The sequence below is a fragment of the Mycobacterium sp. E2479 genome, assembly GCF_001667925.1.
Classification (GTDB): Bacteria; Actinomycetota; Actinomycetes; order Mycobacteriales; family Mycobacteriaceae; genus Mycobacterium.
On sequence record NZ_LZJR01000144.1, the window covers coordinates 77,931 to 90,575 of the forward strand.

General features: G+C 69.1%; 11 protein-coding genes and 1 pseudogene. 7 read left to right on the forward strand and 5 right to left on the reverse strand.

Features of this window, described 5'->3' with window-relative positions; translation table 11 throughout:
* Positions 1-52 precede the first annotated feature (52 nt).
* Positions 53-1,483 (reverse strand): NAD(P)H-quinone dehydrogenase, encoded by a 1,431-nt coding sequence (locus A5686_RS21430; protein ID WP_067938399.1) that lies wholly within the window; start codon positions 1,481-1,483, stop codon positions 53-55.
* A gap of 75 nt (positions 1,484-1,558) precedes the next feature.
* Here A5686_RS21430 and A5686_RS21435 point away from each other — a divergent pair, with 75 nt between their 5' ends.
* A complete protein-coding gene (locus tag A5686_RS21435; RefSeq protein ID WP_067938401.1) occupies positions 1,559-2,038 on the forward strand; it encodes a gamma-glutamylcyclotransferase in 480 nt (159 codons plus the stop codon).
* 103 nt (positions 2,039-2,141) lie between these two features.
* Positions 2,142-2,960, forward strand: a complete 819-nt coding sequence (locus tag A5686_RS21440) for an alpha/beta hydrolase (protein ID WP_067938436.1) — start codon at positions 2,142-2,144, stop codon at positions 2,958-2,960.
* On the opposite strand, the gene A5686_RS21445 is transcribed toward A5686_RS21440, so the two are convergent.
* From A5686_RS21445 to A5686_RS21455, 3 genes are read right to left on the reverse strand one after another with little or no spacing between them, the layout of a single operon-like run.
* The gene (locus A5686_RS21445) at positions 2,957-4,135 is read right to left on the reverse strand and encodes a M20 family metallopeptidase (protein WP_067938403.1); all 1,179 of its coding nucleotides are present in this window, start codon (positions 4,133-4,135) and stop codon (positions 2,957-2,959) included. The two genes, A5686_RS21440 and A5686_RS21445, sit on opposite strands and share 4 nt — an antisense overlap.
* Complete coding sequence (locus A5686_RS21450; RefSeq protein ID WP_067938405.1) at positions 4,132-5,322, reverse strand: M20 family metallopeptidase; 1,191 nt, start codon at positions 5,320-5,322, stop codon at positions 4,132-4,134. Before A5686_RS21450 ends, A5686_RS21445 begins: the two co-directional genes overlap by 4 nt.
* Positions 5,323-5,369: 47 nt before the next feature.
* Positions 5,370-5,984: a cutinase family protein gene (locus A5686_RS21455; RefSeq protein WP_197520664.1), complete on the reverse strand. Its 615-nt coding sequence runs from the start codon at positions 5,982-5,984 to the stop codon at positions 5,370-5,372.
* A 293-nt stretch (positions 5,985-6,277) separates the two neighbouring features.
* Here A5686_RS21455 and A5686_RS21460 point away from each other — a divergent pair, with 293 nt between their 5' ends.
* Both A5686_RS21460 and A5686_RS21465 read left to right on the forward strand, forming a co-directional pair.
* A complete protein-coding gene (locus tag A5686_RS21460; RefSeq protein ID WP_067938408.1) occupies positions 6,278-7,093 on the forward strand; it encodes a purine-nucleoside phosphorylase in 816 nt (271 codons plus the stop codon).
* A gap of 4 nt (positions 7,094-7,097) precedes the next feature.
* Positions 7,098-8,678, forward strand: coding sequence for a phospho-sugar mutase (locus tag A5686_RS21465; RefSeq protein WP_067938410.1), 1,581 nt, complete (start codon positions 7,098-7,100; stop codon positions 8,676-8,678).
* A gap of 7 nt (positions 8,679-8,685) precedes the next feature.
* Here A5686_RS21465 and upp read toward each other — a convergent pair.
* A pseudogene (gene upp / locus A5686_RS26905) lies at positions 8,686-9,303 on the reverse strand (uracil phosphoribosyltransferase); the annotation flags it as partial.
* Between the two features lie 94 nt (positions 9,304-9,397).
* On the opposite strand from upp, the gene A5686_RS21475 reads away from it, so the two are divergent.
* The 3 genes from A5686_RS21475 to A5686_RS21485 all read left to right on the forward strand — a co-directional run.
* The gene (locus A5686_RS21475; RefSeq protein ID WP_369829735.1) at positions 9,398-10,288 is read left to right on the forward strand and encodes an alkaline phosphatase family protein; all 891 of its coding nucleotides are present in this window, start codon (positions 9,398-9,400) and stop codon (positions 10,286-10,288) included.
* A gap of 109 nt (positions 10,289-10,397) precedes the next feature.
* Complete coding sequence (locus A5686_RS21480) at positions 10,398-11,711, forward strand: primosomal protein (RefSeq protein WP_067938412.1); 1,314 nt, start codon at positions 10,398-10,400, stop codon at positions 11,709-11,711.
* Between the two features lie 45 nt (positions 11,712-11,756).
* Positions 11,757-12,645: VWA domain-containing protein (locus A5686_RS21485; protein ID WP_067938414.1), on the forward strand; the 889-nt coding region annotated here is incomplete at its 3' end.

Below are 12,645 nucleotides of genomic sequence, written 5' to 3' on the forward strand. Positions count from 1 at the left end.
GCTGGCACGCGGGTCGGCGCCGGGCCGTCGATCACCACCGGTCCGATCGCCATTAGTCCAGATCGTCGTGCGCCATCAGCCGCCGCGCGGCCTCGGTGATCGAGCCGGACAACGACGGGTAAACGGCCAGCGTCTGTGCCAGCTCATTGACGGTGATTCGGTTCGTCACGGCGACGGCGATCGGCAGGATCAGCTCGGAGGCGATGGGGGCCACCACCACGCCGCCGATCACCACGCCGGTGGCCTGGCGGCAGAACAGCTTCACGAAGCCCTGGCGCAGCCCCGACATCTTGGCCCGCGCGTTGGTCCGCAGCGGCAGCATGACCGTGCGGGCCGGCACCGAACCGTCGTCGATCATCGTCTGCGGGACCCCGACGGCGGCGATCTCGGGCCTGGTGAACACCGTCGCCGCCACGGTGCGCAGCCGGATCGGGCTGACGCCCTCGCCCAGCGCGTGATACATCGCGATCCGGCCCTGCATGGCCGCGACCGAGGCCAGCGGCAGGAGCCCGGTGCAGTCACCGGCGGCGTAGATGCCGGCCACCGAGGTCCGCGACACCCGGTCGACGTTCAGGTAGCCGCCGCGGCCCAGCTCAATGCCGACCCGATCCAGCCCCAGGCCGTCGGTGTTGGGCACCGACCCGATGGTCATCAGGGCGTGGCTGCCCTCGACCGTGCGCCCGTCGGCCAAGGTGACCAGCACTCCGTCCCCCGTACGGGTGACCGATTGCGCGCGGGCATTCTTGACCAGCTGGACGCCGCGCTCGGAGAACGCTTCCTCCAGGACCAGGGCGGCGTCGGCGTCCTCGTAGGGCAGCACCCGGTCCCGGCTGGCCACCACGGTCACCGGGACGCCCAATTCGGTGTAGGCGTGCACGAATTCGGCGCCGGTGACCCCGGATCCGACCACGATGAGGTGCTCGGGCAGCGATTCCAGGTTGTACAGCTGGCGCCAGGTCAGGATCCGCTCGCCGTCCGGGGGCGCCGACGGCAACACCCGCGGGCTGGCACCCGTGGCGATCAGCACGACGTCGGCCTCGTACTCGCTGGTGCATTGGCCGTCGGGTCCCGGATCGGGATGTGTCGCTTTCACGCGGTGACAGGCCAGCCCGGGCGTGGGATCGATCAACTCGCCGCGGCCGGCCACCACGTGCACGCCCATGCCGAGCAGCTGGTCGGTGATGTCGGCGGACTGCTCGGTGGCCAGACGTTTGACCCGGGCATGGATCTGCGGCAGCGAGATCTTGGCATCGTCGATGTCGATGTCGAACCCGAGCCGGGGCGCGCGGCGCAATTCGGTGCGCAGCCAGGTCGAGGCGATGAACGTCTTGGACGGCACGCAGTCATCCAGGACGGCCGCCCCGCCGATGCCCTCGGAGTCGATCACCGTGACGCGGGTCGTATCGGGATGCGAGGTCGCGGCCACCAGCGCGGCTTCGTAACCGGCCGGGCCTCCACCGAGGATCACGATGCGGGTCACCACAGCCCCCAACCTAACGAAGGGCCGCTGCGAATGCTCAGGGAAGACCGGCCAGCAGCGGACGTCTAAGCTTTCCCCGTGCCGCTCTACGCCGCTTACGGGTCGAACATGGATCCCGAGCAGATGCAGAAACGCGCGCCACATTCGCCGATGGCCGGAACCGGCTGGCTGCACGGATGGCGATTGACCTTCGGCGGCGAGGACATCGGCTGGGAGGGCGCCCTGGCCACCGTCGTCGAGGACCCGGACTCGAAGGTGTTCGTCGTCCTCTACGACATGACGCCGGCGGACGAGAAGAACCTGGACCGCTGGGAGGGCTCCGAGTTCGGCGTCCACAAGAAGATCCGGTGCCGCGTGGAGCGCATCGCGTCGGACACCGACACCGACCCGGTCCTGGCGTGGTTGTATGTGTTGGACGCCTGGGAGGGCGGAATGCCGTCGGCCCGGTACTTGGGTGTGATGGCCGACGCCGCCGAAATCGCCGGGGCGCCAAGCGAATACGTGCATGGTCTGCGGACCCGCCCGGCCCGCAACATCGGCCCGGGCACCAGCGCCTGATCCCGGGAAGGAAAATCGGCTGTCAGTTCTGTCCGTACCGCTGGTGGCCGACGCCCTCGCGCGCGCCTTCGCCGCCGTGGTCAACCCCACCCCCAAGGCCGCCGTGCGATTCCCGGAGATTGCGGGCCGAACCAGCGAGATCGCCATCGAAACCCGCCACGGCCCGGTATCCGCAACCGTCTATCACCCGCCGGCGACGACGAACCCCGCCGTCTACGTCAACGTGCACGGCGGCGGCTTCATAATCGGACACCGCGAGCAGGACGATCCGTGGTGCCGATACCTGGCCGCCCACGCGGGCGTGCTGGTGATCAACCCCGACTATGTCCTGGCGCCGCGGCATCGCTTTCCCACCGCGGTGCATCAGATCTATGACGTCGTGTGCTGGGCGGCCGGCTCCGACCGCGACTGGGACGGCACGCGGCTGTGCGTCGGAGGCCAAAGCGCGGGCGGCAACCTGTCCGCCGCGGCGGCACGGCTCGCGCTGGACGACGGTGGCCCCGACATCGCGCTGCAGGTGTTGCACTACGCGCCGCTGGACCTGGTCACGCCCAGCCGCGACAAGCCATCCACGCTCGGCCGCCGGGCAATCATGAAGCCGTGGATGAGCGAGGTCTTCGACACCGCCTACATCCCCAAGCGGGCCCAGCGGCGCGACCGCCTGGCCTCGCCCGCCTGGGGCGACAACGCCGACAACATCGCCGGCATCGCGCCCGCGCTGATCGTCACGGCCGAGCACGATCGGCTGCGTGACGAAGCCCGAAGATACGCAGGCAAACTCGAGGCCGTCGCGGCGTTAGCGGAGTACCACGAGGTGGCCGGCGTCGACCACGGCTACAACATCATGAGCGAGGCCGGCGACGTCACGCGGCATACCTACGCCCATATCGCCGAACACGTCGTTCGCGCCACCGGCGCCTAGGACCGCTCGAACGCGGCCGACTGCTCGACGATGTTCGTCATCACGCGGACGCCGATCGGCAGGGCCCGCTCGTCGAGATTGAACGTCGGCTGGTGCAGGTCCAGCTGAGGTCCTACTCCCGGCCACACGCCCAAGCGGGCCATCGCGCCGGGAACCTCCTCCAGATACCAGGAGAAGTCCTCCCCGCCACCGGACTGACGGGTGTCGGCAAGCGCATCGGGGCCGATCTGTTCGATCGCGTGGGTGAGGATGCGCGTCGAGACGTCCTCGTTGACCACCGGTGGTACGCCGCGCCGGTATTGCAGTGTGTGCTCGATGGCCAGCGGCGCCAGCAGATCGGACACCGTTTCGCGGATGATCTCCTCCATGCCCACCCAGGTCTGCCGGCTGGCGGTGCGCACGGTGCCCGCCAGCGCGCCAGTCTGCGGGATGGCGTTTGCGGCGACGCCGGCGTTGACCGCGCCCCAGACCAGCACGGTGCCGTTGCGCGGGTCGATGCGTCGCGACAACACCCCGGGTAGGCCGGTGATCAGCGTGCCAAGCCCGTACACCAGGTCGGCAGTCAGATGCGGGCGCGACGTGTGCCCGCCCGGTGAATACAACGTGATCTCTATCTGGTCGGCCGCCGAGGTGATGGGGCCGTGCCGGACCGCGATTTTGCCGACCTCCAGCCGGGGGTCGCAGTGCAGCGCGAAGATCCGCGACACCCCGGTTATGGCGCCCGCCGCGATCGCGTCGATCGCCCCGCCGGGCATCAGCTCCTCGGCGGCCTGGAAGATCAGTCGCACCCCGACCGGCAGCTCGGGCACCGACGCCAGCACCAGGGCGGTGCCCAGCAGGATCGCGGTGTGCGCGTCATGGCCGCAGGCATGCGCCACGCCCGGCATGGTCGATGCGTACGGAATGTCGGTGAGCTCGGCCATCGGCAGGGCATCCATGTCGGCGCGCAACGCGATCCTGGGCTCGTGCTGGGGCCCGATGTCGCAGACGAGTCCGGTTCCGCCCGGCAGCACCTTCGGGTTGAGCCCGGCCTCGGCCAGCCGCTCGCCGACGAACTGGGTCGTGGCGTACTCCTGGCGGCCCAACTCGGGGTAGCGGTGAATGTGGCGGCGCCATTCGACCAGGTCCTGCTGATGGGCGGCCAGCCAGTAACCGGTGGCGTCGACCAGGCTCATGATTGCCCCTCGCTGCGCCTGCGCTCCTGCGCGTCCATCACCCGGTCACGCTGGGCGGGCGTCTGGGCCAGCTGAACCACCGTACGCGCCAGCATGATCGCGCCCTCGACGACCGCGCGATCGGCGCTGGGGCCCGCGGCGGCGTCGGCGAAGGCGCGCTGGTGCACCATGGCGCCGCCGGCGTCGACCCCGACAACCGGGTGGATCCCCGGCAGCACGTGCGTGACGTTGCCCATGTCGGTGCTGCCCATCGGAAGCGTCCCCTCATACTCGCGGGCCACCGGCTCGCGGCCGAGCCGGCACATCTCGCCACGGAAGGTGTCGGCCAGCCATTGGTCGGGCTGCAGTTCGTCATAAGGGGGTGCGGGAATGTCGATCTCGTATTCGCAGCCGGTGGCCAGCGCCCCGGCGCCGAAGCAGGCGTAGATCCTTCCCTCCAGCTCCCGCAGCGAATCCGATTCGACCGCTCGCATCGCGTACTGCAACGCCGCGTGCCCAGGGATGACGTTGACCGCCTGTCCGCCGTTGGTGACTATCCCGTGCACCAGCTGCCCGGGCGCCAGTTGCTGGCGCAGCAGCCCGATCGCCACCTGCGCGACCGTCACGGCGTCGACCGCGTTGACACCTAGGTGCGGCGCGACGGCCGCGTGGGATTCCTTGCCGCGGTACTTCACGGTTGCCTCGGACAGGGCCAGCGAGCGGGCCCCGGCGATGTCGACCGGGCCGGGGTGGAGCATGACCGCCGCGGCGATGTCGTCGAACACCCCGGCCTTCAGCAGTAACACCTTGCCGCCGCCGGCCTCCTCGGCCGGCGTCCCCAGCAGCGACACCCGCAGGCCCAAGTCGTCGGCCACCTCGGCTAAGGCCAGGGCGGTGCCCACCGCCGACGCCGCGATGATGTTGTGGCCGCAGGCGTGACCGATCTCAGGCAACGCGTCGTATTCGGCGCAGATCCCGATGGTCAGTGGCCCGCTGCCGAAGTCCGCGCGAAAGGCGGTGTCCAGCCCGCCGGCGCCCGCGGTGATCTCGAAGCCACGCTCGGCGACCAGCGTCTGCGCCTTGGCGCAGCTGCGATGCTCGTCGAAGGCCAGCTCGGGCTCGGCATGGATGTCATGGGACAACTCGACAAGGTCGGCACCACGCCGCCGCACGACATCTTCGACGCTGTCTAACGGGGTTACGGGCACTCTCGCAGTATGTCGCAGTATGGTTTGCGGGCCCAACCCCGTCGGGGCTACACCAACCCGGCGAGGAATCCCGCCGCCTGGCCGGGGTAGGGCGGCACTGAGTAGTCGTGGTGCGCGTCCCGGTCGCGGCCGCCGACGACACAGACGGGATCACCTTCGCTGCACAAGTCGATGGCGCGGCCGGCGAAGGCACCCGTCGTCGAAAGTGGCGTGTTGAAGCGGTTGCCGGGGTTGCCGAACACCGCTACCGCCGCGATCTTGTTGGCCAGACCGGGATCCAGCGCGGGAGCCGAACCGAAGTTGCCGATGCGCGCTCCGAGCGGCGGCACGCCTGCGAGCATCGAGACCGCGGCGGCGCCCTGCGAGAAGCCTCCCAGCACCAGCCGCGTGGACGGGCACTGGTCGACCATCTGCGCGATGTGATCGCGCGCGTCGTTCGCACCGTCGGCGGTGGTCAAGAAGTTATAGCTGGCCGGATAGTTCACCGCGTAGGAGTCGACATTGCGCGACCGCAGCGCGGGCTGCAGCGCACCGAACAAGGCGTCGCCCACGAGCCCCAACCCGGGCGGCTCGGCGGTACCGCGGGCGAAGATGAGTTGCACGTCTGGACAGTCCGCCTTGGCCGACGGCGCCGGGCCGAAGGTGATCGAAACCACCGACAGCACAACACCGACGGCTACCCCCATGGCCGGGCCAACCACCGGCCACCTACGAAGATTCATACGGCAGATCCTGACATACAGCGGCGACACCGTCGCGCGGCCAGGTTGGTTCGATCGCCCCACTGGCCACTCGCGCCGCTATCGGCGCTCGCCGTCGCGGGGCTAGCCTCGATCGCCCCACTGGCCACTCGCGCCGCTATCGGCGCTCGCCGTCGCGGGGCTAGGCTCGATCGCCCCACTCCTCACTCGCGCCGCTATCGGCGCTCGCCGTCGCGGCGCTAGGCTCCCCCACTGTGACCGAAACCCCGTCGGACCCAGGCGACCTCGCTCGCCGGGCGGCTGAGGTCATCACCGAACGCACCGGTGTCGCCGACCACGACGTCGCCATCGTGCTCGGATCGGGCTGGCGGCCGGCGGTCACCGCGCTCGGCACGCCGAACGCCGTGCTGGCACAGGCCGAGCTGCCGGGCTTCGCCCCGCCCACCGCGGTCGGGCACACCGGCGAGCTGTTGTCGATGCACATCGGTGCACACCGGGTGCTCGTGCTGGTCGGTCGCGTCCACGCCTACGAGGGCCACGACCTGTGTCACGTCGTGCACTCGGTACGGGCGGCCTGCGCGGCCGGCGTGCGCGCCGTGGTGCTCACCAATGCGGCGGGCGGTCTGCGCGCGGACATGGCCGTCGGCGAACCCGTGCTGATCAGCGACCATCTGAACCTGACCGCCCGTTCGCCGCTGGTCGGCCCGCAATTCGTGGACCTCACCGACGCCTACTCGCCGCGGCTGCGCGAACTCGCCCGCCAGGCCGACCCCACGCTGACCGAGGGTGTCTACGCCGGGCTGCCCGGCCCGCACTACGAAACGCCCGCAGAGATCCGGATGCTGCGCACGCTGGGCGCCGACCTGGTCGGCATGTCGACGGTGCACGAGACCATCGCGGCCCGTGCGGCCGGCGCCGAGGTGCTTGGGGTGTCGCTGGTGACCAACCTGGCGGCCGGGATCGGCGGCGAACCACTGAGCCACACCGACGTGCTGGCCGCCGGCGCCGCGGCGGCAACCCGAATGGGGGCACTGCTGGCCTCGATCCTTTCCCAGCTCCCCCGGTTCTAGGGCCATGACGCCCGACGAGTGGATCGCCCACGATCCCGACCCGGCGACGGCGGCCGAGCTCGCCGCATGTGACCCCGCCGAACTCGCCGAGCGATTCGCCCGCCCCTTGATGTTCGGCACGGCGGGCCTGCGCGGGCCGGTGCGCGGCGGGCCGGACGCCATGAACGTCGCGGTGGTCACGCGCGCAACCTGGGCCGTCGCACAGGTACTGATCGGGCGTGGCATGCAGGGATCGTCGGTGATCGTGGGACGCGACGCCCGGCACGGCTCGGCGTTATTCGCCACGGTGACCGCTGAAGTGCTTGCCGCCCAGGGATTTTCCGTACTGTTGCTGTCCGGCCCGGTACCCACCCCGGTGGTGGCGTTCGCGGTCCGGCACACCGGCGCATCGGCCGGGATCCAGATCACCGCGTCGCATAACCCGCCCGCCGACAACGGCTACAAGGTGTATCTCGACGGCGGAATCCAGATCGTCTCCCCCACCGACCGCGAGATCGAGGCCGCGATGGCCGCAGCCCCGCCGGCCGACCAAATCGGCAGGGCCCCGGTCGAACCCGCGCGGGCGGATCTGGTCGAGCGCTACATCGGGCGGGCCGCCGGGTTACGGCGTGGCAACGGTTCGGCGCGGGTGGCGCTGACTGCACTGCACGGGGTGGGCGGCGCGGTGGCCGTCGAGACGTTGCACCGCGCAGGATTCATCGAAGTGCATTCCGTCGGAGCCCAATTCGCGCCCGACCCGGACTTTCCCACGGTCGCCTTCCCCAACCCCGAGGAGCCCGGCGCCACCGACGCGCTGCTGGCCCTGGCCGTAGACATCGGCGCCGACGTGGCGATCGCACTCGACCCCGATGCCGACCGATGTGCCGTCGGCATCAAAGACGGGCGGGGTTGGCGGATGCTGTCAGGCGACGAAACCGGTTGGCTACTAGGAGATTACCTGTTGTCCACGAATCAAACGGACAAACCGGTGGTTGCCAGCACGGTCGTGTCGTCGCGGATGCTGTCGTCCATCGCCGCGCACCACGGTGCCGTCCACGTCGAAACCCTCACCGGCTTCAAGTGGCTGGCCCGCGCCGACGCGAAAGTGCCTGGGGGCACGTTGATCTACGCCTACGAGGAAGCGATCGGGCACTGCGTGGACCCCGCCGCCGTGCGCGACAAGGACGGCATCAGCGCCGCGGTGCTGATCTGCGACCTGGTGGCCACGGCCATAGGGCAGGGCCGTTCGGTCCGGAACCTGCTCGACGAACTGGCCAGGCGCTACGGGGTGCACGACATCGCCGCGGTGTCGCGCCGGGTTGCCGATGCCGCCGAGGCGCGCGGACTGATGCAGCGGTGGCGCGGGGACCCACCGACCTCACTGGCCGGTTACGCCGTGAACCTTACCGACATCAACGACGCGCTGATCTTTTCCGGCGGCGACGACGACACGTCGATCAGGCTGGTGGTGCGGCCCTCCGGGACCGAGCCGAAGTTGAAGTGCTACTTTGAGATTCGCTGTGCGGTTTGCGACGACCTGGAATCTTCGCGGCGGCGCGCCGGCGCCCTGCGCGAGGCGTTGATCGCTGCTGTGCAAGGCTGGTGAACAGGTTGGGCCCGAATTGGCGGTCGCCGGCATCGCCCAGACCCGGCACAATATAGGCGGATTTGTTCAGTCCCTTGTCGATCGCGGCGCTGAAAACTCGCGCGTCCGGTGCCGCTTTCTTCACCGCCGCAAGGCCTTCCGGAGCCGCCACCACACAGAGCACCGTGATATCGGTTGCGCCGCGGCCTCGTAGCAGGCCGATGCTGTGCGCCATCGAACCCCCGGTGGCCAGCATGGGATCGAGGATCAGCACCGGCCTGCCCGCGAGCCTGTCCGGCAGCGCCTCCAGATACGGCACCGGCAGATGGGTTTTTTCGTCGCGCGCGACACCGACGAATCCGGCCTCCGCCTCCGGTAGCGCGGCGTGTGCGGCGTCGAGCATGCCCAGCCCGGCGCGCAGCACCGGCACCAGCAGCGGTGGCTTGACCAAGCGCGTGCCGACTGCCGACGCCACCGGGGTGCGAATTCTCACCGACTTTCGCGGCGCGTCCCTGCTGGCTTCGTAGACCAGCATCAGCGTCAGGTCGCGCAGCGCCGCACGAAAACCGGCGTTATCGGTGCGTTCGTCACGCAGCACCGTCAGCCGGGCGGCGGCCAGCGGGTGGTCGATGACGCGAATTTCCATGGGGTCGAGGGTATATAACGATCAGACAAAGCCCTTCTGACACGCTCGGCCAGACGGGGAAAGCGGCTGCGCTCGTTCATATACTCCGGGCGTGTTGCGCGAACTTCGAAGTCCGGCCGCCACAGCCTGTCGCAGCCTGCGGTTACTGGGAGCGCTGGCGTTGGTGGCACTGGCGGGCAGCCCGTTGCCGCCGCGCATAGGCCTTGCGGCAGCGGCCATTCCGCAACCAGCGCACATCGTGATCGTCGTTGAGGAGAACCGCTCCGAGAACGGCATCATCGGAAACAAATCGGCGCCCTTCATCACGACGCTGGCCTCACGCGGCGCCAACATGACCCAGTCGTTCGCCGAAACCCATCCCAGTGAACCGAATTACCTGGCGCTCTTCGCCGGCAACACCTTCGGGGTGACCAAAGACCAGTGTCCGGTCAACGCCGGCGCCGCGCCGAACCTCGGCTCCGAATTGCTCGCCGCCGGCTACACATTCGTCGGGTTCGCGGAGGGGCTGCCGGCGGTCGGGTCACCGGTTTGCAGCGCGGGCAAATACGCGCGCAAGCATGTGCCGTGGGCCAACTTCACCAATGTGCCTGCAGCCAACTCGCTGCCGTTCTCCGCGTTCCCGATGGGCAACTACTCCAGCCTGCCGACCGTCTCGTTCGTCATCCCGAACAACGACGACAACATGCATGACGGTTCGATCGCGCAGGCCGATGCCTGGCTGAACCGCGAACTGTCCGGGTACGCGAACTGGGCGGTGGACAACAACAGCCTGCTGATCGTGACGTTCGACGAGGACGACAATTCCAATGTGGGAGGCAGCCGCAACCAGATCCCCACGGTGTTCTACGGCGCCCACGTCCGTCCCGGCAACTACAACGAACAGATCAACCACTACAACGTGCTGTCCACGGTGGAGCAGATGTATGGATTGCCCAAGACGGGCTATGCCGCCAGCGCCGCGCCCATCACCGATATCTGGGGCTAGGCCTAAATGGTGACGACCCGCTTCGCCCGGCTCCACCGCGCTCGCGATCGCCACAGGCCCGACGGTGGCCCCATAAGCGCGTTCGCCGGTCGTCGCTATTGTGTGCCGCATGGTTGCTGACCTCGTGCCCATTCGCCTGAGCCTGTCCGATGGTGACCGCTACACCGTGTGGGCACCCCGCTGGCGTGACTCCGGCGACGAGTGGGAGGCGTTCCTGGGCAAGGACGAGGACCTGTTCGCGTTCTCCTCCGTCGCCGACCTGGTCGCGTTCGTGCGTTCGGACGACGACAACGACCTGGTCGACCACCCGGCGTGGAAGGAGTTGCGGGCGGCGCACGCGCACGCGTTCGAGCCCGCCGACGACAAGCAGTTCGACCTGATCGCCGTCGAGGAGCTGGTGGCCGAGAAGCCCACCGAGCAGTCGGTGTCCGCGCTGGCCGGCACGCTGGCCATCGTGTCGTCCATCGGATCGGTGTGCGAGTTGGCGGCGGTGTCGAAGTTCTTCAACGGCAATCCCAGCCTGGGCACCGTGTCCGGTGGAATCGAGAACTTCACCGGCAAGGCCGGCGCCAAGCGCTGGCACGCGATCGCCGAGGTGATCGGGCGCAGCTGGGACGACGTGCTCGCCGCGATCGACGACGTCGTCGCCACCCCCGAGGTCGACTCCAAGCTGGCGGACAAGGCCGCCGACGAACTGGCCGAGGAGCGCGCAGAGGACGAGCCGGACGAAGACAGCGCCGCCGAGGACGCCGTCGAGGAGGGCACCCCTGACGGGTCCGCGCACGACGGCGACGAGGCCGAAGACGAGGCCGAAGACGAGGACACCGAGGACGAGGCGGACCGGGCGACCGGCGACAGCGTCGTGCTGGGCAGCGACAAGGACTTCTGGCTGCAGGTGGGCATCGACCCGATCCGGATCATGACGAGTTCTGGCACCTTCTACACGCTGCGCTGCTACCTGGACGACCAACCGATCTTCCTGGGTCGCAACGGGCGCATCAGCGTCTTCACGTCCGAGCGCGCGCTCGCCCGCTACCTGGCCGACGAGCACGACCACGACCTGGCCGACCTGAGCACCTACGACGACATCCGCACCGCCGCGACCGACGGCTCGCTTGCGGTTGAGGTCACCGAGGACAACGTCTACGTGCTCAGCGGGCTGGCCGACGACCTGGCCGACGGGCCGAACGCCGTGGATCGCGAGCAACTGGAACTCGCCGTCGAGGTGCTCCGCGACATCGGCGACTACTCCGAGGAGAGCACCGTCGACAAGGCGCTCGAGACCAGCCGGCCGCTGGGCAAGCTGGTGGCCGCCGTGCTCGAGCCCGACTCGGTCACCAAGCCGTCGCCGCCGTACGCGGCGGCGGTGCGCGAGTGGGAGAAACTGGAGCAGTTCGTCGACGGGCGGCTCCGCCGCGAGTAGTCCCGTCGTTTGACGGGCCGGGCTTCGACGGGAAGGTTGGGTGACGTGTCGCTTCCCGGTATCGGCCCGTTGCCGCTCTACGGATTCCAGCGTCCCGCCCTGCTGTTGTTCGCTTTGGTGCCCCTGGCCCTGTTGGCGGTCTACGTCGTGGTCCAGGCGCGGCGACGCCAACGGCTGCACCGCTACACGGATGCGCCGGTGACGCAGTCGCCGTGGCGGCATCTCCCGATCGCCATGTCGCTGCTGTGCCTAGCCCTGTTGACGATCGCGCTGGGCACGCCCACCCACGACATGCGCATCCCGCGCAATCGCGCCGTCATCATGTTGGTGATCGACATGTCGCAGTCCATGCGGGCGACCGACGTCGAACCCAACCGCCTCAAGGCGGCCGAACAGGCCGCGACCCAGTTCGCCAGTCAGCTCACGCCGGGCATCAACCTCGGACTGGTGGGTTTCGCGGGCACGCCGTATTTGCTGGTGCCGCCGACCCCGCAGCACCAGGCCACTATCGACGCCCTGAAGAAGCTGGAGTTCGCCGACAGCACCGCGACGGGTGAAGCGATCTTCACCGCCCTGCATGCGATCAGCGCGACCGCGGTTGTCGGCGGCGACGCCCCACCACCGGCGCGGATCGTGCTGGAGTCCGACGGCGCCGAGAACGTGCCGCTGGACCCCAATGCCCCGCAGGGGGCGTTCACCGCGGCCCGGGCCGCCAAGGCCGGGGGCGTGCAGATCTCCACGATCTCGTTCGGCACTCCGTACGGCACTGTCGACTACGAGGGCGCCACCATCCCGGTTCCGGTGGATGACCAGACCCTGCAGAAGATCTGCGAGATCACCGACGGCCAGTCGTTCCACGCCGACAGCCTGGATTCGCTGAAGAACGTGTATTCGACACTGCAGCGCCAGATCGGCTACGAGACCGTGAAAGGTG